General features: G+C 69.9%; 23 protein-coding genes. 10 read left to right on the top strand and 13 right to left on the bottom strand.

The window, feature by feature from the left end; genetic code table 11:
• Positions 1-37: 37 nt before the first annotated feature.
• The 5 genes from ACWGSK_RS26835 (at position 38) to ACWGSK_RS26815 (ending at position 5,745) form a co-directional block, all read left to right on the top strand.
• Entirely contained in the window at positions 38-850 is an 813-nt protein-coding gene (locus ACWGSK_RS26835) for a Fic family protein (protein WP_358511041.1), read from the top strand.
• A gap of 921 nt (positions 851-1,771) precedes the next feature.
• Positions 1,772-3,004: a septum site-determining protein Ssd gene (gene ssd, locus ACWGSK_RS26830; protein WP_358511044.1), complete on the top strand. Its 1,233-nt coding sequence runs from the start codon at positions 1,772-1,774 to the stop codon at positions 3,002-3,004.
• Positions 3,001-4,305, top strand: a complete 1,305-nt coding sequence (locus ACWGSK_RS26825) for a TadA family conjugal transfer-associated ATPase (protein WP_358511047.1) — start codon at positions 3,001-3,003, stop codon at positions 4,303-4,305. The genes ssd and ACWGSK_RS26825 overlap by 4 nt, the downstream gene beginning before the upstream one ends.
• Positions 4,293-4,970 carry a type II secretion system F family protein gene (locus tag ACWGSK_RS26820; RefSeq protein ID WP_452457104.1) on the top strand — a complete coding sequence of 226 codons (678 nt, stop codon included), beginning with the start codon at positions 4,293-4,295 and terminating at the stop codon, positions 4,968-4,970. Before ACWGSK_RS26825 ends, ACWGSK_RS26820 begins: the two co-directional genes overlap by 13 nt.
• Before the next feature lie 73 nt (positions 4,971-5,043).
• Complete coding sequence (locus ACWGSK_RS26815; protein ID WP_358511052.1) at positions 5,044-5,745, top strand: type II secretion system F family protein; 702 nt, start codon at positions 5,044-5,046, stop codon at positions 5,743-5,745.
• 129 nt (positions 5,746-5,874) lie between these two features.
• On the opposite strand, the gene ACWGSK_RS26810 is transcribed toward ACWGSK_RS26815, so the two are convergent.
• The 5 genes from ACWGSK_RS26810 to ACWGSK_RS26790 all read right to left on the bottom strand — a co-directional run bounded on the left by ACWGSK_RS26810 (position 5,875) and on the right by ACWGSK_RS26790 (position 10,073).
• Positions 5,875-6,711, bottom strand: a complete 837-nt coding sequence (locus tag ACWGSK_RS26810) for a hypothetical protein (protein ID WP_358511055.1) — start codon at positions 6,709-6,711, stop codon at positions 5,875-5,877.
• Positions 6,708-7,067 carry an Rv3654c family TadE-like protein gene (locus ACWGSK_RS26805; protein ID WP_358511057.1) on the bottom strand — a complete coding sequence of 120 codons (360 nt, stop codon included), beginning with the start codon at positions 7,065-7,067 and terminating at the stop codon, positions 6,708-6,710. The genes ACWGSK_RS26810 and ACWGSK_RS26805 overlap by 4 nt, the downstream gene beginning before the upstream one ends.
• Positions 7,064-7,420 carry a TadE family type IV pilus minor pilin gene (locus ACWGSK_RS26800; RefSeq protein ID WP_358511060.1) on the bottom strand — a complete coding sequence of 119 codons (357 nt, stop codon included), beginning with the start codon at positions 7,418-7,420 and terminating at the stop codon, positions 7,064-7,066. The genes ACWGSK_RS26805 and ACWGSK_RS26800 overlap by 4 nt, the downstream gene beginning before the upstream one ends.
• Entirely contained in the window at positions 7,398-7,586 is a 189-nt protein-coding gene (locus tag ACWGSK_RS26795; protein WP_358511063.1) for a DUF4244 domain-containing protein, read from the bottom strand. The genes ACWGSK_RS26800 and ACWGSK_RS26795 overlap by 23 nt, the downstream gene beginning before the upstream one ends.
• 183 nt (positions 7,587-7,769) lie before the next feature.
• Positions 7,770-10,073, bottom strand: a complete 2,304-nt coding sequence (locus tag ACWGSK_RS26790) for a DEAD/DEAH box helicase (RefSeq protein WP_358511066.1) — start codon at positions 10,071-10,073, stop codon at positions 7,770-7,772.
• Between the two features lie 234 nt (positions 10,074-10,307).
• Between ACWGSK_RS26790 and ACWGSK_RS26785 the strand changes: the two genes are divergently transcribed.
• Together ACWGSK_RS26785 and ACWGSK_RS26780 are read left to right on the top strand one after the other, a co-directional pair.
• Positions 10,308-10,655, top strand: a complete 348-nt coding sequence (locus ACWGSK_RS26785) for an STAS domain-containing protein (protein WP_067603943.1) — start codon at positions 10,308-10,310, stop codon at positions 10,653-10,655.
• Between the two features lie 13 nt (positions 10,656-10,668).
• Positions 10,669-11,223 carry an ATP-binding protein gene (locus tag ACWGSK_RS26780; protein ID WP_358511069.1) on the top strand — a complete coding sequence of 185 codons (555 nt, stop codon included), beginning with the start codon at positions 10,669-10,671 and terminating at the stop codon, positions 11,221-11,223.
• Between the two features lie 203 nt (positions 11,224-11,426).
• Here ACWGSK_RS26780 and ACWGSK_RS26775 read toward each other — a convergent pair whose 3' ends face one another.
• The 3 genes from ACWGSK_RS26775 to nth form a co-directional block, all read right to left on the bottom strand.
• Positions 11,427-12,605, bottom strand: coding sequence for a MarP family serine protease (locus ACWGSK_RS26775; protein ID WP_452457103.1), 1,179 nt, complete (start codon positions 12,603-12,605; stop codon positions 11,427-11,429).
• Positions 12,606-12,630: 25 nt separating this feature from the next.
• Complete coding sequence (locus ACWGSK_RS26770) at positions 12,631-13,284, bottom strand: NUDIX hydrolase (protein ID WP_358511075.1); 654 nt, start codon at positions 13,282-13,284, stop codon at positions 12,631-12,633.
• A 341-nt stretch (positions 13,285-13,625) separates the two neighbouring features.
• Positions 13,626-14,369, bottom strand: coding sequence for an endonuclease III (nth, locus tag ACWGSK_RS26765; protein WP_190318453.1), 744 nt, complete (start codon positions 14,367-14,369; stop codon positions 13,626-13,628).
• A 277-nt stretch (positions 14,370-14,646) separates the two neighbouring features.
• Between nth and ACWGSK_RS26760 the strand changes: the two genes are divergently transcribed.
• The gene (locus ACWGSK_RS26760; protein WP_014908639.1) at positions 14,647-15,330 is read left to right on the top strand and encodes a Crp/Fnr family transcriptional regulator; all 684 of its coding nucleotides are present in this window, start codon (positions 14,647-14,649) and stop codon (positions 15,328-15,330) included.
• 136 nt (positions 15,331-15,466) lie between these two features.
• Here ACWGSK_RS26760 and ACWGSK_RS26755 read toward each other — a convergent pair whose 3' ends face one another.
• From ACWGSK_RS26755 to ACWGSK_RS26740, 4 genes are all read right to left on the bottom strand, one after another.
• Complete coding sequence (locus ACWGSK_RS26755; protein WP_358511078.1) at positions 15,467-16,273, bottom strand: MBL fold metallo-hydrolase; 807 nt, start codon at positions 16,271-16,273, stop codon at positions 15,467-15,469.
• Between the two features lie 164 nt (positions 16,274-16,437).
• Entirely contained in the window at positions 16,438-17,277 is an 840-nt protein-coding gene (locus ACWGSK_RS26750; RefSeq protein ID WP_452457102.1) for an NUDIX hydrolase, read from the bottom strand.
• A gap of 78 nt (positions 17,278-17,355) precedes the next feature.
• Entirely contained in the window at positions 17,356-17,817 is a 462-nt protein-coding gene (locus ACWGSK_RS26745; RefSeq protein ID WP_358511084.1) for a RidA family protein, read from the bottom strand.
• 2 nt (positions 17,818-17,819) lie between these two features.
• The gene (locus tag ACWGSK_RS26740; protein ID WP_157091022.1) at positions 17,820-17,993 is read right to left on the bottom strand and encodes a DUF4177 domain-containing protein; all 174 of its coding nucleotides are present in this window, start codon (positions 17,991-17,993) and stop codon (positions 17,820-17,822) included.
• A 147-nt stretch (positions 17,994-18,140) separates the two neighbouring features.
• On the opposite strand from ACWGSK_RS26740, the gene ACWGSK_RS26735 reads away from it, so the two are divergent.
• The gene (locus tag ACWGSK_RS26735) at positions 18,141-19,178 is read left to right on the top strand and encodes an ArsA-related P-loop ATPase (protein WP_452457101.1); all 1,038 of its coding nucleotides are present in this window, start codon (positions 18,141-18,143) and stop codon (positions 19,176-19,178) included.
• 32 nt (positions 19,179-19,210) lie between these two features.
• Complete coding sequence (locus tag ACWGSK_RS26730) at positions 19,211-20,392, top strand: ArsA family ATPase (protein WP_452457111.1); 1,182 nt, start codon at positions 19,211-19,213, stop codon at positions 20,390-20,392.
• A 5-nt stretch (positions 20,393-20,397) separates the two neighbouring features.
• Here the strand turns inward: ACWGSK_RS26730 and ACWGSK_RS26725 are convergent, their stop codons facing one another.
• Positions 20,398-20,709 carry a WhiB family transcriptional regulator gene (locus ACWGSK_RS26725; protein ID WP_358511090.1) on the bottom strand — a complete coding sequence of 104 codons (312 nt, stop codon included), beginning with the start codon at positions 20,707-20,709 and terminating at the stop codon, positions 20,398-20,400.
• Between the last annotated feature and the right edge of the window lie 372 nt (positions 20,710-21,081).

Below are 21,081 nucleotides of genomic sequence, written 5' to 3'. Positions count from 1 at the left end.
GGGCGGTCGGTGTTACCGCCGCGTAGTGTTGGTTGACGTGAGCGAATCGAGTTCTGCCTCCCTGTCCGACCCACTGTCCCGGATCGCCGAGCTGCCGGGGGTGAGCGACGCGGTCGACGAGACGCGAACCCTGGTCGACCGGCTGAGGGACCACCGGATCCTGCGTCGGCGCAGCAACGACGTGTCCCTGGAGTCCTCCTTGCGCGGCGCGTGCGCGTCGGCGGCCTTGGAGGGCGCCGAGGTCTCGATGGACGAGATCCGCGAGGGGCACGTCTACGACACCAGGATCAAGGGTGCGCTGCGCATCGGCGGTGAGCTGGGCGCGATGGTGGACACCTGGCCGAAGGCGCCCCGGCAGACCCTGGCGCGACTGCACACGTTGGCCGCCGCCGACGCGGTCTCCGAGGAGGCGCTGGGCCGCCCACGCCTGGATGGTGAACGGGCCGAGGATCCCCTGGACCTGGGTCCCGTGCCGAGTTCCTCGGTGGCCTCCGCGCGGCTGGAGGGCCTGTACCGACTGCTGGAGTCCCGCACGAAGGTGCCCGCCCTGATCACCTCGTCGCTGGTGCACGGAGAGCTGATGGCGGTCCGTCCGTTCGGATGGGGTGACGGACTGGTGGCGCGCGCCGCGGAGCGGTTGACCCTGATCGAGCGCGGCCTGGACCCGAAGTCGTTGGTCGCCTCCGAGCTGGGCCACCAGACGTTGAGGGACGAATACGCCCCCGCCCTGCGCGGATACATGGAGGGCACCCCGGAGGGTGTCGGCGGTTGGATCGTGTACTGCTGCCGCGCCGTGTTCGCCGGCGCCCAGGACTCCATGGCCACGTGCGAGGCGCTCAAGCGCGGCTGAAGTCGCACCGAACGCGCTTCGGTCCACTCCGTGTCGGACCTTGCGCGGGAAAGCCGCTAAGTTTCGCAATCGTCCATTAACCGACAAGTGGAACGGCCATTCGATATCGGTTCGGTCACGCTTGAACGTTGGACAATCTTTCAAGAATGCTACGGGCATCTGCACGTGCACGTCGAACGGCGCCTCGGGGCTTGACCCGGGGCGCCGTTTCCGACCTTGGAGCGACGGGTTGTCAAGCGTCGGCGATCTGTAGTCCGACCTGGTGGAACTCGATTCCATCAGACCTGGACAGGCCCTATGGGGCCCAGCGAGGCGTGGGCTCCCGTGACCGAGGTCGGGGTGGGACTCATGCCACCGTCCACTTTCTTTCTACGCCGTACACCCACGCGTCGAATAGACGGTTGACGGAAGGTTTTCCCCTGGATTCCCGAACCCATACGTGACACTCGTGATAGCGTCTGGCTCGGAAGTTGAGCGAAGGACCGAGATCCTCGGTGAAAACCGAGGCGGAACGTCCCTTTCGAGTGCCTGACGGCAATACGGACATGTCGATCGGACGGTCCCACCGACCGTTCTTCGCGCCAACACGCACCAGCGGACCATCTCCAAGGTCTCGGGAGTTCGATGACCACTCCCGCAGGCCCTTCCTAGGAGAGCGGAACAGCCGACCCGTCCCCCCAGGGCCGGACCAGGGCCGCCCCAGATCCCCCTCTGGGACGAGACCCACGGTTTCCGCTCCGCCTCGCCTGCCGGGCGGGACACACGACAGCCCCCGTACGTATGTCCCGCCCGTGGGTGAGGCCGATCGGCTCTCAGGTCGGGTCCCACGGAGTTATCCACAGATCCGCGCACCCCACTTCTCTCGCGCTCCGGTGTCGACCAAGGTCGAAAGGGCAGGTTCCCGCCCTCACCGGAGGTCCGATGGACGTTCCGCAGCGCCCCCTCATCGTCACCGCAGATCCCGCCCTCCTCGACGACCTGCTTCGGTTGGCCACCGCGGCCGCGACCGAGGTGGCCGTCGCCCCCGACCCCGAACACGCGTTGCGTTCCTGGCGCCGGGCGCCACTGGTCGTGGTCGGCGCGGACCTGCGAGGGACCCTGGGCGCGGCCGAGCCACCGCCACACCCTCGGTTGGTGGTCGCCTCCCGCTCACCCGACGCCCCGGATCCTCGGATCATGGCACCGGACCCGTCCGACGGGGAGCGCACCTCTCCCGGACCATCCGCCGGGGTCACCGCCGGTCCTGGACCTACGGTGACCGACCCACAGGGGTCCGGCCCGAAGGGGTCCGGCCCGAAGGGGCCCGGCCTCACGGGGCCCGGTCGACGAGGATCCGGACTCGACGACGGTTCACCCGTCTACCTGCTCCCCCGGGACGAGTCGCTTCTGGTCGAACTGTTCGCCGCGGTCGGTGAGCGTCGACCCGCGCCCACCGTGTCGGTCATCGGGGGACGTGGAGGAGCCGGGGCCAGCCTGCTCACCGTGGCCCTCGCCCTGGCCGGAGAACGCGCCGGACACTCCACCGCTCTCCTGGACGCCGACCCCCTGGGTTGTGGACCCGACATCTACCTGGGCTGCGACCACACCCCACAGAGTCCACGCACCGGTTGGAACGACCTGGTGAACCAGCGTTCCCGTACCCCCTGGCGGGCTCTACGCGATGGGCTTCCCCACGCGGGTCTGGTGGACGTCCTCACCTGGGCGCGGGGCACCGGTGGGCAGGGGACGTCGCTGCCCGTGGGCGCGGCCCGATCCGTGCTGGCCTCCGCCCGGCGAGGTTCCGATCTGGTGGTGATCGACCTGCCGCGATCCTTCGACGCCACCACCCGGGTGTTCCTCAACCACTCCGACCTCGTGCTGCTGGTCGTACCCGCCGACGTGTACGCGGTGGTGTCGGCCGCGCGCATGATCGAGACACTTCGACAGGAGACCGACCGTCTCCGGTTGGTGGTGCGCGGGTCACACGGCGGCCTGTCCACTTCGGTGGTCACCGGAAGTCTGGGGGTGGACCTGGACGCGGACCTGCCACCGGAACCCGGACTGTCCCGGGCCCTGACGGTGGGCGAGGTGCCCGCGCGGCACCCCCGGTCGCCGCTGGCCCGGTACGCGGACCGCGTGGTCGGAACGTTCTCCGGCCTGCGGGAGGCGGGATGAGGCGGATCGAACGGCTGTGGCACGGTTCCCCCGCCACCTCCGAGGGCGGTGGGCCGCCGGAACCGACATCGGTTCCACCACGCGGGATCGGATCGGGTCCGGAGCCCGTGGGGAACACCGTGGCGCCGGGGCCGATCTCCCCGGAGCAGCGCAAGGCCCTCCTGGAGCGGGTCCGCAACCGCTTCGTGGCCAGTGGGTCCTCGATCACCCCCGCCAACGTGGCGACCGCCCTGCGCGCCGAGGGGACCCTGCTGGGCGGTACCGACATGCTCGAACTCACCCGGGCGCTGAGCGCCGACCTGTACGGGGCGGGTCCGTTGGAGGAGCTGATGACCACCGGCGTCACCGACATCCTCGTCAACGGCCCCGACCAGGTGTGGGTCGACACCGGTGAGGGGCTACGACGGGTCGAGCACGTGCGGTTCGACTCGGCCGACGAGGTGCGTCGGCTCGCCCAACGGTTGGCGTTCCGCGCCGGCCGCCGGTTGGACGCGGCCTCCCCCTACGTGGACGCCCGGCTGCCAGGTGGGGCGCGGCTCCACGCCGTGCTGCCACCGATAGCGGCGGAAAGCGCCTGTGTCTCGCTGCGGATGCCACCGACCCGGGTCTTCGGCTTGCCCGCGCTGATCGAGTGCGGCACGCTGACCCCGTCCGGAGCCGAACTGCTCCGGGCACTGATCACCCGACGGATTCCGTTCCTGATCAGCGGCGGGACCGGAACGGGCAAGACCACCTTGTTGTCGTGCCTGTTGTCCCTGGTGCCACCGGACGAACGGATCGTGTTGGCCGAGGACTCCCCCGAACTGCGCCCCGACCACCCGCACGTGGTGCGGTTGCAGACGAGGCCGGCCAACATCGAGGGCAGCGGTGAGGTGTCCTTGGAGACCCTGGTCCGTCAGGGGCTGCGAATGCGTCCGGACCGACTCGTGGTCGGCGAGGCCCGAGGGCCGGAGATCGTGTCCTTGCTGAGTGCCCTGAACACGGGCCACGAGGGCGGCGCCGGCACCCTCCACGCCAACGGGGCCGGTGAGGTTCCCGCACGGGTGGAGGCCATGGGCTGCGCCGCGGGGATGGACCGAGGCGCGGTGCACAGTCAGCTCGCGGCCACCGGGGTGCTCGTCCTGCATCTGGTCCGGGACCGACGAGGACGACGGCTGGCCGAGGTGCGGACCCTGCGTCGTGAGGGGTCCGGTCTGGTCCGGGCCGAACCGGCGGTGGAGTTCACCCCCGAGGGTCGCCGGATCGAACACGCGGGGACGGCGGAGCTGGTCGAGCGGTTGGGGCGGGGGTGGCGACGTTGACCCTGCTGGTGGTGTGCTCCCTGGCCGCGGCGCTGCTGTGGTCACCGCCCCGGACCGGTCGGTTCCGGCTGGCCACGGTCCTGCCCCGGTCCCGCTCTCGACGTTGGTCGCCACCCGCGTTCCGGTCGCCTCTGGCCGCCCACCGGATGGTGACCGAACGCCGGCGGGCCGTCATCACGCTCTGCCGGGTCATGGCCGCCGAACTCCGCGCCGGACAGCCACCCGAGCTCGCGCTTCGGGTGGCCGCGATCGAGGCCGGGCCACTCGTGGGAGAACCGGTCGACGCCGAGTCACTGCGTCGCACGGCCGGCGGTGAGGAGGGGCTGTGGGAGCTGGCGTATCTGGCGGCGTGCTGGGAGGTCGCCTCGGAAACCGGGGCCGGGCTGGCCGTCGTGGTGGACGACCTCGCGGCCAACCTGACCGAGCAGGAGGAGACGCGGGCCGAGGCGTCCGCCCGGACGGCCGGGCCGAGGACCACCGCGATGATGCTGAGCGGTCTTCCGCTGGTGGGGCTGGCGATGTCGGCGGGCCTGGGCGGGACCCCGTGGGAGTTCCTGTTCACCACACCGCTGGGACTGCTGTGTCTGGGCGGTGGCCTGTCACTGGACCTCATCGGTGCTTGGTGGACCCTGCGGTTGGTGCGGGGCGCCGTGGACCGCCCCTGAGCCGTGCGGGGAAGTGGGACGACCGGGGTCGATGGTGCCCACGGCGATCGGAGAAGGGGCGCAAGGGGTGGGGATGTTCTTCGAGGGGCTGACGGTGGCGTGCGTGGTGGCCGCTGTATGGGTGCTGTTCCGTCCACGACCGGACGAGGAACGGGAGGATCCACCACGCCGGTGGGGACGGCCGGCAGGGCCCGTGGTCCGGTTCGTGGCCTCGGTGATCGCGGTGGCGGCCGTGACCGGGCTGTTGGGGCTGTTCGCCGGGGCCGTCGTACTCGGCGGAACGCTCTGGCTTTGGTGGCGAGGGGCGCGAGCGCGGGTCGATCCCGGCAGGCTCCCGATCACCGCCGATCTGCCGGTGTTGATCGGTCTGATCGGTTCGGGCATCCGGGCCGGCGCGACCCTCCCCGTGTGTCTTGCCGCGGTGTCGGAGGCTGCCCGAGGTCCGGTGGGCGAGGAGTTGGCCGCCGTCTCCGAGCGGTTGCGGTTGGGCGCGGAACCGGCCTCGGCCTGGCGACGCTCGGCCCTGCCCGATCCCCTGGTGGCGGTGGGACGAGACCTGGCCCGGGCGGCCGACACGGGAGCCCCGGTCGCCGACCTGCTCGACCGCCACGTGTCCGACCTGCGCCGGTCGCTACGGGCCCGCGCCACGGCCCGCGTCGAGCGCTTGGGGGTGCTGGTGGTCGCGCCGCTGGGTTTGTGCTTCCTGCCGGCGTTCGTCCTGATCGGTCTGGTACCCATGGCCGCGGAACTGCTGGGTTCGGCCCTGACTCCCTGAGGATCCCGCGCCGGGAACGAAGGACGGGGCGTCGAGGACCATGGCCGGCGGGTCCCACCAGGTCCGAACGCCCCGCGTCGACGACCGGCACCGGGCGCCGGGGGACGTCTCCCCCGGCCCGGGCTCGGTTCAGTGGACGTCGAGGTCATCGCTCAGGCGACGACGACCCAGGTAGAGCGGCGGAAACCGCGGCCACCCCACGGCCAGGCGCAACCCGAGGGTGCCGGCGGCGAGCAGGAACAGCAGGGTGGTCGAGGTGACCCCGACCGCGCGTCCGAACACACTCGTGGCCGAGGTCTCCTCGAACGCGAGACCGTCCACGGAATCCATCTCCTGTGGTTCCTCCACCTTCTTGCTCGGTGGTCGTTCACCGAGGTCCTGGTCGTGGTCGCCGGAGGGGGTCGGGCGCGCGGTGTCGGAGGCCCGACTCACCGTTCCGCCCTCCGCCGGCCGAGGTTCGGGGGTCGGGGACGGGGACGGGGACGGGGGCGGGGACTCGGCGACCACCGAGGCGGCGCCGTCCCCCTCCGTCTGCTCCGACTCGTGCGTCGGTTCCGCTTCGGGCTCGGCCTCGGGGACCGCCGGACTCGACTCGGGAACGGCCGATGGTTCGGACGTCGGTTCCGTCGGGTCCGGGGCCGGGGCGGACGGATCGATGTCCTCGCCCGGATCCTCGGATTCGTCCACACGCCCCTCTGCGTCGTCCCCGCCGGAGGCCTCGTCCTCCAGTACGGCGACGCAGTCGGCGAGGGGCCCGAGAAACCCTGTCCCGGCATCGGCGTCGGCATCCGTGTCGGGTGCCTCCGCGTCCACGTCCGGGGATATGGCCCGACTGCTCGGCGACTCGGGGAGATCCGTGGCGGGGGTGGCCGAGGGCACGGACGTGGGGCAGGGGGCGACTCCATCGGTGGGCGGCGGGGGAACACAGAGCAGGAGAGCGCACAGAACAACGGAATGAGCGGTCATTCCACCTCCTCGGTGGAGTCGTGGACGGGGCCGGCTCGGGCGACGGCCCGCAGGGTCATGGGGAGCGGGGACGAGGACAGGGCGGCCGTCACCGTGACCGTGTGGACGTCGAGCGCACAGTCGTCGAGGTCCGCGCCGTTGGCGGAGGCGGTCTCGACGGCCACCGCGCAGGCCGACTCCTCCCCCTGATGGGCACGGGCCGCCGCCGCGAGCGCCGCCAGGTCGGCGGCGGCCCCCACCCGTTCGCGGTCCAGGACCAGCCCGGCGCCGGTCAGTACCGCGTAGGTGAGGAACATCAGCACCAGGCACACGGAGACGCTCCCCGCGGTGCCGGCACCTACGTCGCCGCCCCTCATGGACCTGGTTCCAGGGGGACCGCGGCGACGCCGTCGATCCCCACGGGTGGGGTGAGGGCGGGTCCGAGCCGGACCCGGGCCCGCACGGTGACGCGGGCCATGTCGTCGTCGGTGGTCAGGTCGATGTGGGCGTCGTTCGGAGCGGCTTCCATCGCGAGGGCCCGGGCCCGTTCCGGCGACTCGCCACGGGCGAGCGCCCTGGCCCCGATCCGTGCCGCGTCGGCGCAGGAGAGCTGGGCGGCGGCCGCCGCGACCGCGCCGAGCGCGATACCGAGCACCAGCAGCAGCGCCGGAAGCACCATGGCCGTCTCCATCGTGGTGGAGCCGCGATCAGCGGTCGGAGCCGAGCGCATCGACGATGGTCGTGGTGAGGGCGGTCTGGACGGTGTCTCCGGTGAGGATGACGTAGAGGAGCCCGGCGAACGCCACCACCGCGAGGGTGCAGATGGCGTATTCGGCCGTGGTCAACCCTCGGTCGTCGAGGCGGACGGGCATGGTCGGGCACGGGTAGGGGAACACGGGACCTCCCTGGTGACGGGACGGATGAGGTTCCGCCCCACTTCCAGGTTGCGCGGTCCCGGTTCGCGATGGAAGCGCCGATCCACAGCCTGTGGATAACTCCGCGCGCCACCCGAGGTCCGCCCCGGCCCCATCGCGGGAGTCCCGCGTCCGGCCCTGGTCGGAGATGCCTCCGGCGCCCGGTCAGTCGCCTTCTTCGGTGACCCCACCGAGGACCTCGTCCAGCAGCCGCAGCGCGCCGGACTTGCTCAACGGCTCATTGCCCGTGCCGCACTTGGGCGACTGGACGCAGGAGGGGCACCCCTGTTCGCACTCGCAGTCCGCGATCACCGCCCGGGTCGCCGTGAGCCACTCTCGGGCGGCGGCGTGGCCGCGTTCGGCGAAGCCGGCACCACCCTCGTAACCGTCGTAGACGAACACCGTCAGACGACCGGTGTCGGGGTGCAGTGAGGTGGAGACGCCTCCGATGTCCCAGCGGTCGCAGGTGGCCAACAGGGGCAGCATGCCGATGGCGGCGTGTTCGGCCGCGTGGGCGGCGCCGAGCAAACCCACGTCCTCCTTGCGCAGCCGGTTCTCACCCTCCTCGGTCAGCGTCCACCAGACCGCACGGGTCTGGAGCGTGCGTTCGGGCATGTCGAGGGGCTGTTCGCCGAGGACCGAACCGGTGCGCACGTCGCGTTTGAGGAACCCCACCACCTGGCGGGCCACCTCGACCTCGCCGAAGTGCACGCTCGCACCACTCGGCCAGGTCTCCTGGCGCAGCACGGAACGGATGGAGATGTCCGTGGTGTCGCGCGCCCACGTGCTGTAGGGCGGCTCGGCGGTGTGCACCAAGGCCACGCCCTCGTCCAGATCGAGGTCGTCGACCAGGTGGGTGATCCCCTGGTGGAGATAGACGGCGCCGGGGTGAACGGTGCCGTGCGCGGCGGCCTCGTCGATCTCCCCGAGCAGTTGGCCGCTGCCCGTGTCGACGATCTGCACGGGTGGACCCCCCGAACCGCGAATATCGGCGAGGTCACTGGCCCTCTCGTTGCTGGTCCAGAACCACCCCCGTGGACGTTTCCTCAGCAGCCCTCGTTCCACGAGTTCATCGAGCCTCTCCCGCGTGCTCTCTCCGAAGAGATCGAAGTCGTCACGGGTGACCGGAAGCTCCTGGGCGGCCGCGCACAGGTGTGGACCAAGGATGTGCGGGTTTTCCGGGTCGAGGACGGTGGCCTCGACCGATCGTCCGAAAATGGCCTCGGGATGGTGGGCCAGGTAGGTGTCGAGGGGATCGTCCCGGGCGATGAACACGGCCAGCGCGTCGTCGCCGCGCCGGCCCGCGCGCCCGGCCTGCTGCCACAGGGAGGCCAGCGTGCCCGGCCATCCGGCGATGAGCACCGCGTCCAACCCGCTGATGTCCACCCCCAGTTCGAGGGCGTTCGTGCTGGCCAGACCCAACAGCTCTCCCGAACGGAGTGCTTCCTCCAGGCTCCGCCGGTCATCGGCCAGGTACCCGCCTCGGTACGCCGCCACCCGTTCGGCCAGGTCGTGTTCGCCCTGCTCGGTGAGCATCCGCCGGGCGGACAACGCCACCACCTCCGCGCCCTGTCGGGAACGCACGAACACCAGGGTCCGCACCCGGTCCCGCACCAGGTCGACCAGCATCTCGGCGGCCTGGGAGGGCGCGGTACGGCGGATCGGCGCGCCCTGCTCACCGGTGAGGTCGGTCATCTCCGGTTCCACCAGGGCCACGGACAGACCCGGTCGCGGTGAGCCGTCCTCGCTGATCGCGGTCACCGGCACACCGGTCAGCCGGGTGGCGCTCTCCGCCGGGGACCCGGAGGTGGCCGAGGCCAGCACGAACACCGGTTCCGAACGGTAGCGGGCGCACACCCTGCGCAGACGCCGCAGGATCTGGGCGACGTGCGACCCGAACACCCCGCGGTACCTGTGCGCCTCGTCGATCACCACGTAGCGGAGCCGCCGCAGGAAGCGGGCCCACGCGCCGTGTCTGGGGAGCATCCCGTGATGCAGCATGTCCGGGTTGGTGAGCACGTACCCGGCGTGTTCGCGTACCCAGGTGCGCTCTTCGGGGGAGGTGTCGCCGTCATATACGGCCGCACGCATGCCTGAAAGCCCCAGGTCCGTAATCCATCGGAGTTGGTCCTGGGCGAGCGCCTTGGTGGGTGAGAGGTAAAGCACCGTTCCACCCGCGTCGATCGCGTCCACGGCGGGCATAAGGAAGGCGAGCGACTTTCCCGAGGCGGTGCCCGTGGCTATGATCACATCGCGGCCCGAACGTGCGAGGTCCGCGGCTGCCGTCTGGTGGGACCACGGGTTCGTGATCCCCCGTTCGGCCAGCCGTTCGACCAGGTGGGGAGCTGTCCACTCCGGCCAGTCCCCGCTCACTCCCGCGTTCCGGGTCACATGCTCGATGTGGGTGACCTGCGGGTACCGGGTGTCGTCACGCCACACTCCGGGGAGCACGGGCTCCGACCGCCTCATCGAGACCCCTCTCAGTGGACACGTTCACAGAGCACACGCCCCTCCGGGCACGGCTCGGGTACCGATGCACATCGGTTTCAGTGTGACATCCGAGGGAAGAGTTGCGCGGGGTCACCGTTTTCCCGCCCCCAGGGCGGGCAGACACTCGGGACACCCGTGGTTGAATGCGTGCTGGTGGGGTAACGCCCGGCAGAGACCATTCGCGAGAATTCGCGGTTCGGCGCTGGAGGACTTGTGGACTTGAAGCTTGATCATTACACCGAGGGCGACACCGAGATCGTCGTCGTTGAGGGTGAGATCGATGTCTATACCGCGCCCCGACTTCGCGAGCTGCTCATCGACCTGGTGAACAAGGGCAACTTCTACCTCGTGGTCAACATGGAGAAGGTGGAGTTCCTGGACTCGACGGGCCTCGGTGTGCTCGTGGGCGGGCTGAAGCGCGTCCGTGCTCACGACGGGACGCTGGACTTGGTGTGCACCCAGGAGCGGATCCTGAAGATCTTCCGGATCACCGGCCTGACCAAGGTGTTCGGCATCCACGACACGGTGCAGGAAGCCATCGACAAGCGCTCCGCGAAGTAGCCCAGAGCGAGCGATGGCAACCATCACGCTCACGATCAGCGCGCTCCCCGCTCACGTGCGTACGGCTCGGCTCATGGCCGCGACCGTCGCACGGCGAGCGGGAATCGCCGCCTCCGCGATCGATGAGATCAGGCTGGCGGTCGGCGAGGCCTGCTCCCGGGCGGTGGCGGCTCACAAGCTGCACTGCCCGACGCAACCGATCCTGCTCCAGCTGATCGACGGGAGCGGAGCTGATCCGGTGTCGGAGCCCCGCACCGACACCACGAGCCGAGCAGCACGCGCCAACGGGAGCGCCACACGACGATTCGAGGTCGTGGTCTCCGATCGAGCCCCCTCCAAGGACTCGGACGAGACCTTCAACCATGTCGAACCCCTACTCGATGGCCTTTTCCTCGATGGCGATGACACCCCTCCGGGGGGCATCTCCGGGTTCTCCCCCGGCCTCGGCCTTGCGGTGATCACCGGTCTCGCGGACGAGGTGAGCATCGAGCCACAGGAACTGGGAACGGTGGTGCGCATGAGCTGGCCTCTGGGCACCGACCAAGCCCAGGATCCGAGCTCGAACTGACGCTGTTCGGCGATCCGGTCTCCAAGGCCGGATCGACCGGACCGTCGAGACGATGACGACGAAGGGGGTGCCTTCCCGGTCGGGAAGGCACCCCCTTCGTGTTCGCACTCGTCCGGCCGTCTCCCGGCCGCCCTCGTGGTCTCCCGCCCGCCGTCGCCCCGGGACCGGCCCGGGGCGGCTTTGTACCGCGCGCTGAGGCCTGCTCAGTCGCAGGTCTGGGACGAGACCTCGGAAGTGGCGGACAGCCCTTCCTGGGCGTTCTCCGCGACCTCGTCGGCGGTCAGCACGTATCCGGTCTCCTCCTCGTTGGTGGCGGCAGCGAACACGACCCCGTAGACCGACCCGTCCGGGGCGAGCAACGGGCCACCGGAGTTACCGGGACGCACCACCGCGCGAACCTGGTAGATCTCCCGGCTCACCTGCTGGGAGTGGTAGAAGTCCGATCCCTGCGCGGTCTGCTCGGCCCGGATACGCGCGGGCACCGCGGTGAAGCCACTGTTGCGCGGGAAGCCCGCGACGACCGCGTCGTCGCCCTGGTCCGCCTCGTGGTCGAAGTCCAGCGGGTTCAGGTCCAGGCCGGGAACGTGCAGCACCGCCAGGTCCTGCTGGGCGTCGAACAGCACCAGGGTCGCGGGCAACTGGTGGCCGTCCCTGGTGACCACGCGCATGTCGTCGGTGACACCGGCGACCACGTGCGCGTTGGTCATGATGCGGTCCTCCCCGTAGGCGAACCCGGTCCCCTCCACGCGTCGCTGGCACGAGGGGGCGGTGCCCAGGACCTTGACCACGCTGCGGCTCGACTCGATGAGCTCGGGTGTGGTGAGGACATCCGGGTCCGGCGGCTCCACCTCCGCGAGTTCCCCCGTGCCCAGACCACTGAAGACCTGCGGGAACGCGCTCTGGTCCACCACCCGACGGAAGGTGGAGAAGCCCTGGTGGGCGGCGTCGGGCATGAGCGTGTCCACCGAGTGGAGGATCCGCGAGTCCCTGACCTGCTGTGAGACGTGTGGAAGCGCCGAGTTGGCGACCGTGCTGCCGATGAACCAGGCGACGAGCAGTACGGACAGACCGCTGATGAGCGCCCCGCCCAGGGCGTCCACGACGCGCGCCGAATCCCAGGTGACCTTGTTGCGCACCAGGGTGCCCAGGTAGGAGGCGAGGAACTGTCCGAGCGCGGCGGCCAGGAACACCACCGCGATCGCCAGCAACGCCTGTCGCCCCGGATCCTCGATCCAGTTCTGGATCGGCTCGGGTGCGGTCAGGGCGGCGATCACGCCTCCGCCGATGAAACCGACGAAGCTGAACACCCCGACGATGAATCCCTGTCGGTAGCCGGTCACCGCGAACAGCAGCAACAGGACGACCAGAACCGCGTCGAGCACGGTTGTCCTCCAAAAAGGTGAGCGGTTAACCGACCGGACGCAGACCCTGCGGGGTGGCTTCGAACTCGTCTGTGAGACCCCGGACGCGCCACGGAAGTTCCCATCCACCGAGCACGAGAAGCTCGTCGATGATCTTTCCGGTGAAACCCCACACGAGCATGCCGTCGACCCGGAAACCCGGGCCCCACATAGACCCGTCGCCGTAGCGCACCTTGACCCGGTTGGCCGGATCGGCCAGGTCGGCGATGGGGACGCGGGAGACCGCGGCGACCTCGTCGATGTCCGCCGCTCGTACCTCGGAGGGCTCGCGCCACCAGCCGAGCACGGGGGCGACACGGAAGTCGCTGAAGCTCAGGTAGAGCTCGGGTAGTCGGCCCACCACGTCGATCCCGGCCGGGATCGCCCCGGTCTCCTCCTCGGCCTCGCGCAAGGCGGCGGCCTCGGGTGAGGGATCGGTGAGTTCGATCCGGCCACCGGGGAAGGCCGGTTGACCGGCGTGCCGGCGGAGTCCGGCCTTGCGTTGGATGAGCAGCAGGTCGGGTCCGCGGTCGGTCTCACCGAACAGGATGAGGACCGCCGATTCCCGGCCGCCTCGCGCCGGTGGGCGCATGGGTTCGGGCACCGTCATGGTCCGGGCGGCGTCCGCGAGGTCGGACAGCCAGAGCGGGGTCGAGTTCATGGAGGAACCTGTTCCGGGGTCATCGCACCGTCGTCTTTGGTCCAGGGTGCGGACGTCTCGCGGGACACGTGTCGAGCGAGAGCGTCCGGGCGGTTCATCCGGGTGGTTCCCAACCGGTCATCTGATGGTGGGAGCTTTCGTGTTCCACCACGGTGTCGGGGTCCGCCGGAGCACGTGGTCGGACCCGGCCGAGGCCCGTCTCGGGGGCCGATGTGTGCGCACTCACGTGATCAGGGTACAAACTGCCGTCGAGTGCTTCCCGGGTACCGACCCTCACCCGCGCGATGGATCGGTCTCCGGTCGGGCCCGGGGCCGTTGTCGGAACCGTTCTCGGAACCGGCTCAGGCGAACGAACGCATGCGCAACAGCTTCTCGGCGGTCGGCGGATCCGTGGGCCCCTCACCGAAGGACGGGCACCAGTGCGCCACCACGCAGGCTCCGCAGGCCGGGCGGCGCGCGTGGCAGACCCGTCGGCCGTGCCAGACCACTCGGTGGGACAGCATCGTCCAGTCCTTGCGCGGGAAGAGCTCACCGATCGCGTGCTCGACCTTGACCGGGTCCTCCTCCTCGGTCCACCCGAATCGTCGGACGAGTCGTCCGAAATGGGTGTCGACCGTGATACCCGGCACATCGAAGGCATTACCGAGCAGTACGTTTGCGGTTTTTCGTCCCACACCGGGTAGTTTGACCAGGTCTGTGAGGTTTCCCGGAACCTCACCGCCGTGCCGTTCGCACAAGGCCTGACCCAAACCGATCAGGCTATTGGCCTTGGCCCGGAAGAACCCCGTGGAACGGATCATCTCCTCCAGCTCCTCACGCCCGGCCGAAGCGTAGGCCTCGGCGTCGGGATAGCGCGCGAAGAGCGCCGGAGTGACCTGGTTGACCCTCTTGTCGGTGCACTGCGCCGACAGGATCGTCGCGACCAGAAGCTCCAGAGGAGTGGTGAAGTTCAGTTCGGCGTGGGCGTCCGGATAGAGCTCGGAGAGCTCCCGGTACATCTTCCGTGCGCGTCGGACCAGCGCCAACCGGCTCTCACCGGTGGGTGTGGGCTCCTCCGCGAGTGCGTCAGGGGTGTCACGAGGCATCGTCACAGGGTAGGCGTCCTTCCGCGAGGGTAGGCCCCGAGCGCCGGTACAGACGACGCGTCGTGGTTTCGGCCGGTGATCGGGAATTTGTGACCAATGTCCCGGTCATGCGGCGCGGATCGCCTTGAGACAGGCGGATGGCGACTAGGATCGTACGGGCTGACGTCGGCTGTTGTGGGCGCGTTGTCTCCCGGCGGACAAGCCGAGGTAACGACCTGGTTTCCCACCGGGTTGCGATATACGTCACACTGTTGACGGTCAGGTTTTAGGAGGACGTGTGGACGAGATCAACGAGGTGCTCCGGAAGGCTCCTCTGTTCGAGGCGCTGGACGAGGAGGACACGGCCGCGCTCCGCTCCTCGGTGAACGAGGTGCGTCTCGGCCGCGGCCAGACCCTGTTCAACGAGGGTGACGAGGGCGACCGCCTGTACGTCATCCTCAGCGGGAAGGTGAAGCTGACCCGCACGGCCGTCGACGGCCGCGAGAACCTGCTGGGCGTGCTCGGCCCCAGCGAGATGTTCGGTGAGCTCTCATTGTTCGACCCGCGCCCGCGCACCGCGAGCGCCGTGGCCGTCACCGACTCCGTGCTCGCCGGGCTCGGCCACGACGACCTGCGGCCGTTCCTGTCCAGCCGCCCGCAGGTGGGTCTGCAGCTGCTGAAGTCGCTGGCCGCCCGACTGCGCCGCACCAACGACGTGATGGCCGACCTGGTCTTCACCGACGTGCCCGGCCGCGTGGCCAAGGCCCTGCTCGAACTCGCCGACAAGTTCGGCAAGGAGGGCGACGACGGCCTGCACGTCCACCACGACCTCACCCAGGAGGAGCTCGCCCAGCTGGTCGGCGCCTCCCGTGAGACGGTCAACAAGGCACTCGCCGAGTTCGCCCTGCGCGGCTGGCTGCGGATCGAGGCCAAGGCCGTGGTGCTGCTCGACGTCGAGCGGATGCGCCGCCGTGCCCGTTAGGGCGTGTTCCCGATGACGCTGTGCGGCCGTTGCCCTTCGGGGTGACGGCCGCAGCGCTTTTCGGGGGTATCGGTGTTCGGGGGGACGGTGATCGCGGCACACCATGGCGTGCGGGTGTCCGGGACACGGGCCCGGGTCAGTTCTCGACTTCCTCGGGGAGTTCGCCCTTGACCGCCAGGTAGCGCAGTTGCGCCCGCACCGAGGAGGCCGCGGCCGGACGGATGCTCTCCACGACGTCCGGGTAGACCCTGTCGATGATCTCCTCCACCTTGGTGGACCCGGCCCGCACCGCGCCACGGATCTGTTCCAGGCGCGACTCGCGGTGATCGATGTAGGAGTCGATGACCGACAGTGGGGAGGTCAGGATCGGTCCGTGCCCCGGCAACAGCGTCCGGACCTGGTATTCCCTGACCAGGTCGCGCAGGCGGTACATCGATTCCATGTAGGGGGCCAGGCCGTCGTCCCCGTCGATCACGGTGGTCCCGTGCCCCAGGATCGTGTCACCGGTGAGGATCGCGCTGTCCGACTCCAGCAGGAAGCAGACCGAGTCGTCGGTGTGCCCGGGGGTGGCGATGACCCGGAGTTCCAGACCGTCGGCGCTGATCACCTGACCGTCCTCCAACCCGGACCCGCCCAAGCGCGTCTTCGGGTCGACCGCGTGCACGGGAGCACCGGTCAGCTCGGCGAAGTACCGCGATCCCTCGGTGTGGTCGAAGTGCCGGTGGGTCAGCAGGGTCATCTGCACCTGGGCGCCCTGTTCCTGCACCGTCCGGGCCACCCGTTCCAGGTGCCGCTCGTCGTGCGGGCCGGGGTCGACGACCACGACCCCCCGCGCTCCCGGTTCACGCAGGATCCAGGTGTTGGTCCCCTCCAGGGTCATCGGGCCAGGGTTGGGGCACAGCACGCAACCGGCGCGCAGCGTCCCGGAACCATCGATCCTCATCGCACCTCGCTTCGCTCGCAGGAACCGGACCGGTCTGAAGGACGACCAAGGGACCATGGTGGGATACCTATCCGCGACCGGGCGCCCCCTACCGTCGAACGGCTCCACCGTGTCCGTCACACCGCCGGAGGTCCCCACGGTGTCGGTCTCAGGGCACCGTGCTCTCAGGTCCTCGTGTTCGGTCTCGGCAACGGGAAGTCCGTGCCGTCCGGAGCGATCACACGGAGATGTCCGTCCATCTCCCGCACCTCCGGTTCGAGGGGAACGATATCCCGTTGGGCGTCTCGTACACCCTCAAGGGTCCGACGGTCCGCCAGCTCCGCGCAAGCGATGACGGTGGGCGGCAGCATCGGCATCCGACCCGCGTCCCACTCCGGGGCCACCACCGCGGGGTCGACCCACTGGGTGTGGTCGGCCTCTCCGCCCACGTCACGGGGCCGCTGGCCCGGGGGCAGTTCGGCGGTGAAGAACCAGGTGTCGTAACGGCGCGGTTCCCGCGCGGGCGTGATCCACCTCGACCAGGCGCGCAGCCACTCCGAGCGCAACACCAGGCCGCGCCGGGACAGCACCTCGGTGAACGAACGTGAGCGGTCGATGAGACCGAGCCGGTCCCGTTCCCAGTCCTCGGTGTCGGTGTCCAGGGTGATGGCCGTGTCGCTCGCGCGCTCCGGTTCACTGGCCAACAGCACGCCGGTCTCCTCGAAGGTCTCGCGGACCGCGGCGCAAACGAGGGCCCGGGCCATGGGCACGTCGACGCCGAGGATCTTCGACCATTCCTCGGGGGCCGGACCGGTCCACGGCAGGTCACCGTCGGCGTCGCGCTCGTCGACCCTTCCCCCCGGGAACACATAGGCACCCGGGGCGAAGCCCATGGAGGGAACCCTGCGCATCAGCAGGACCTCCATGGGCCGCTCTCCCGAGGCGCCCGCGGCATCCGTCACCGGACGCAGCAGCATCACGGTGGCGGCGGGACGAGGCCTGACCACACCCTCGTTCTCGGTCATCGGAGCACTCCTGTCGTTCGCAAAAGCCACACCGTGCCCGCGCACCCACCGGGAGCCGTCGAGACGTCCTCGGGTCGGTCAGCGGACCTCGACGATCATGTCAACCTCGACCGGGGAGTCCAACGGCAGGGCCGCCACTCCGACGGCCGCGCGAGCGTGCACACCGGCTTCGCCGAAGACCTGGCCGAGCAGATCGCTGGCCCCGTTGATCACACCGGGGTGACCGGTGAAGTCGGGTGCGCTGGCGACGAAACCGCCGACCTTCACGACCCGCACGACCTTGGACAGGTCGCCGATCTCCGCGCGCACCGCGGCGATGCCGTTGAGCACGCACACGGCGGCCAGGTCCTGCGCGGTCCGAGCGTCGACCTCGGCGCCGACCTTGCCGGTGGCGGGCAACTTCCCGTCCACGAAGGGGAGCTGACCGGAGACGTACACGTGGTCACCGCTGCGGACGGTGGGCGTGTACGAGGCGACCGGAGGCACCACCTCGGGCAAGGTGAGCCCCAGCTCGGCGATCCGCTCTTCGGGGGTGGCCATCGCTACTTCGCCCGCTTCATGTAAGCGACGTACTGCTGATTGCGCGGGTCGGCGCCCTCGGGCAGCGGCGCGGGAACGACGCTGACGAGCTCCCAGCCGTCATCGCCCCAACCGTCGAGGATCTGCTTGGTGGCGTGCGACAGCAGCGCGACGCTCTGGTACTCCCACTTGGTCATCTGGTCTCTACCCCTCTCGGTGACCGGCGGCCCGAAGGACCGCACCTCAACGCCGCCACCTTACTCACCCCGGCCCGTCGGGCGGACCAGGTAAACCGCCCACCCGCCGCCCATCCCCGAAGAGGGGGCCCGCATAGACTCCGTGGGGTGAACGAACGTGAACACGGACCGCGTCGCGGTGGCCCAGGGGAAGCGTTCACCGGCGCCCGGTTGCACATCGTGACGGGTAAGGGCGGCACCGGTAAGACGACGGCGGCGACCGCGTTGGCGTTGGCCCTGGCGACCGGCGGTGGTCGGGTGCTGCTGGTGGAGGTGGAGGGCCGGCAGGGGGTGGCCTCCCTGCTCGGGAGCGCGCCCCTCCCCTACGAGGAACGCGCGATGCTGTCCGCGCCCGGCGGTGGTTCGGTCTCGGTGTTGGCGGCGGACGCGGAGGCGGCGCTGCTGGAGTACCTGGAGATGTTCTACGGGATGCGTCGGGCGGGCCAGGCCCTCACGAAACTGGGCGCGGTGGACTTCGCGACCACGATCGCCCCCGGACTGCGGGACGTGTTGCTGACCGGGAAGGCCACTGAGGCGGTCCGACGCCGTGAGGGCGAACCTCGTTCCTCCGGCGGCCCGCACCGGTACGACGCGGTGGTCATGGACGCGCCGCCCACGGGGCGCATCGGCCGGTTCCTGAACGTGAACTCCGAGGTGGCGGGGCTCGCCCGGATGGGACCGATCCACAAACACGCCGAACGCGCCATGTCGGTGATCCGTTCGGAGCGGACCAGGGTGCACTTCGTGACCCTGTTGGAGGAGATGCCCGCCCAGGAGACCCGGGACGGGATCGCCGAGATCGAGGCGCTGGGGCTGCGGCCGGGCGCCGTCCTGGTGAACATGGTCGGCCCGAGGTTGCTGGGAGAGGTCGAACTGGCCGCCGCGGCCGTCGAAGGGCCGGACGAGGCGGCGCTCACCGACGGGATGGAGGTCGCGGGGTTGGCCGACCCGACGGGTCTGGCCGCCGACCTCGCCGGGGAGGTTCGGTCCTACGCTCTTCGGCACCTGCTGGAACTGCGGGTACGGGGTGAGCTGGAGGACGTCGGGCGCCCCTTGGTGGAACTGCCCCGGTTGGAGGGTGGGATGGACCGGGCGGCGCTGGTCGGGCTGGCCCGGCGGCTGAGTGAGCAGGGGGTGCGCAGGTGACCGGTGGAACGCGGAGTCCCGACCCGAAGCGGATGAACGTGGACGCGCTGCTCGACGATCCCGGAACGAAGATCGTGGTGTGTTGCGGTGCCGGTGGCGTCGGCAAGACCACCACGGCCGCGGCGCTGGCTCTGCGCGCGGCCGAACGGGGTCGGCGCACGGTGGTGATCACCGTGGACCCGGCCCGGCGCCTGGCCCAGTCCATGGGGTTGGAGGAGCTGGACAACACCCCGCGTCCGGTTCCGTTGCCGAGGCCCGTCACGGCCGGCGGCGGTTCCCGGGACGGCCGGGCCGCGCAGGTCTCCGGGGACGGGCAGGGCGAGCAGGCAGGGCAGGGCAGCCTGCACGCGATGATGCTCGATATGAAGCGGACCTTCGACGAGGTCGTGCGAGAGCACGCCGACCCGGAACGGGCCCGCCAGATCCTGGCCAACCCCTTCTACCAGACCCTCTCCACGAGCTTCTCCGGCACGCAGGAGTACATGGCGATGGAGAAGCTGGGCCAACTGCGCCAGTCCGGCGAGTGGGACCTGATCGTCGTGGACACCCCGCCGAGCCGCTCGGCCCTGGACTTTCTGGACGCGCCCAAGCGTCTCGGTCGATTCCTGGACGGCAGGCTCATCCGCTTCCTCAGTCCGGCCGGTTCGGGCGCCTTCCGGTTGTTGGGCGCGGGGATGAACATGGTGGGCTCGGTGGTGGGCAAGATCGTGGGCGCCCAGTTCCTGAACGACCTGAGATCCTTCGTCGCCGCCTTCGACACGGTGTTCGGCGGGTTCCAGGAGCGCGCCGAACGCACCTACCGGCTGCTGCGCACCCCGGGGACCGCTTTCGTGGTGGTCGCCGTGCCCGACTCCGACTCCATGCGCGAGGCCTCCTTCTTCGTGAAGCGACTCGCCGAGGACGCGATGCCCTTGGCGGGGTTGGTCGTGAATCGCACCCACCCACTTCCCACGGGCCCTGGAGCCGACCTGAGCGCGGAACGGGCCTCGACGGCGGCCGACATCCTGGCGGACACGAATCCGTTGGCCGTGGCGGCGTTGCGGTTGCACGCCGAACGTGTACGCAAGCGCGAGCGGGAACTATGGCTGTGCGAACGGATGACGTCCACGCATCCCGGCATCCGGGTGACGGAGGTGGCCGCCCGCCCGGAGGACGTGCACGACCTGGCGGGGCTGAGGGAGATCGGATCGGCTCTGGCGGGGGACGAACGTTAGGGGCCTCAGGCGCTCTGTCGTGTCCTCGCGTAGTGGGCCAGGTCGCCGGCGCCCTCACGGCGGGCGCCCTCCAGCAACGGCCCCCAGTCACCGACACCGGGATGTTTTCGAAGTAGGGAACGGCGTTCTCGTTCGGTCATTCCGCCCCAGACCCCGAACTCGATCCGGTTGTCGAGGGCATCCGCCAAGCACTCGGTGCGCACGGGACAGCCCTGGCAGATGGCCTTCACCTGGTTCTGCGCCGCTCCCGGCACGAACAACGTGTCAGGATCGATTCGTCGGCACAGAGCCCGCGTCGTCCATTGATCGGTCCACATGTGGCCCACTTCCCAGACGTGTGATGGGTCTCGTGGTCACGGGTGGTCGATGTGCTCTGGTTGAGTGGAGGGGAGCACGGTGGCCTCCCGTCACCGGACGGGGTGGGTGGCATCCTCGATGGCACCACACCCCCACATCTCGAAAGTACGGTTCGGACCGCCGCGCCAACAGAACCCGGTCGACCCACATTCCATCTCATGGATATGGCCCGAGCGGGCCATTGCGTGACCGGTCGACCACTCTCCCGGAACCACGGCGGAGGGGCTCGTCGGCCGAACCGAACCGGGATCGTTCAGCGATAACCGTGAAAAGATGGTCGTGGGGCACGGCTCGTGCGACGGCAAGGTCGATTCCGCATGAACAAGCGGCGT

The organism is Nocardiopsis sp. NPDC055551 (assembly GCF_053619415.1).
This window is presented reverse-complemented; position numbering and strand designations above follow the sequence as displayed.

Coding starts and splice junctions, on each gene's coding strand:
- ACWGSK_RS26800 (WP_358511060.1), bottom strand. CDS start 7,420: ATGCGCTCGGCTCCGACCGCTGATCGCGGCTCCACCACGATGGAGACG.
- ACWGSK_RS26725 (WP_358511090.1), bottom strand. CDS start 20,709: ATGTGGACCGATCAATGGACGACGCGGGCTCTGTGCCGACGAATCGAT.
- ACWGSK_RS26805 (WP_358511057.1), bottom strand. CDS start 7,067: ATGAGGGGCGGCGACGTAGGTGCCGGCACCGCGGGGAGCGTCTCCGTG.
- ACWGSK_RS26815 (WP_358511052.1), top strand. CDS start 5,044: ATGTTCTTCGAGGGGCTGACGGTGGCGTGCGTGGTGGCCGCTGTATGG.
- ACWGSK_RS26745 (WP_358511084.1), bottom strand. CDS start 17,817: ATGGCCACCCCCGAAGAGCGGATCGCCGAGCTGGGGCTCACCTTGCCC.
- ACWGSK_RS26810 (WP_358511055.1), bottom strand. CDS start 6,711: ATGACCGCTCATTCCGTTGTTCTGTGCGCTCTCCTGCTCTGTGTTCCC.
- ACWGSK_RS26825 (WP_358511047.1), top strand. CDS start 3,001: ATGAGGCGGATCGAACGGCTGTGGCACGGTTCCCCCGCCACCTCCGAG.
- ACWGSK_RS26755 (WP_358511078.1), bottom strand. CDS start 16,273: ATGAGGATCGATGGTTCCGGGACGCTGCGCGCCGGTTGCGTGCTGTGC.
- ACWGSK_RS26740 (WP_157091022.1), bottom strand. CDS start 17,993: ATGACCAAGTGGGAGTACCAGAGCGTCGCGCTGCTGTCGCACGCCACC.
- ssd (WP_358511044.1), top strand. CDS start 1,772: ATGGACGTTCCGCAGCGCCCCCTCATCGTCACCGCAGATCCCGCCCTC.
- ACWGSK_RS26780 (WP_358511069.1), top strand. CDS start 10,669: ATGGCAACCATCACGCTCACGATCAGCGCGCTCCCCGCTCACGTGCGT.
- ACWGSK_RS26790 (WP_358511066.1), bottom strand. CDS start 10,073: ATGAGGCGGTCGGAGCCCGTGCTCCCCGGAGTGTGGCGTGACGACACC.
- nth (WP_190318453.1), bottom strand. CDS start 14,369: ATGCCTCGTGACACCCCTGACGCACTCGCGGAGGAGCCCACACCCACC.
- ACWGSK_RS26750 (WP_452457102.1), bottom strand. CDS start 17,277: ATGACCGAGAACGAGGGTGTGGTCAGGCCTCGTCCCGCCGCCACCGTG.
- ACWGSK_RS26770 (WP_358511075.1), bottom strand. CDS start 13,284: ATGAACTCGACCCCGCTCTGGCTGTCCGACCTCGCGGACGCCGCCCGG.
- ACWGSK_RS26730 (WP_452457111.1), top strand. CDS start 19,211: ATGAACGTGGACGCGCTGCTCGACGATCCCGGAACGAAGATCGTGGTG.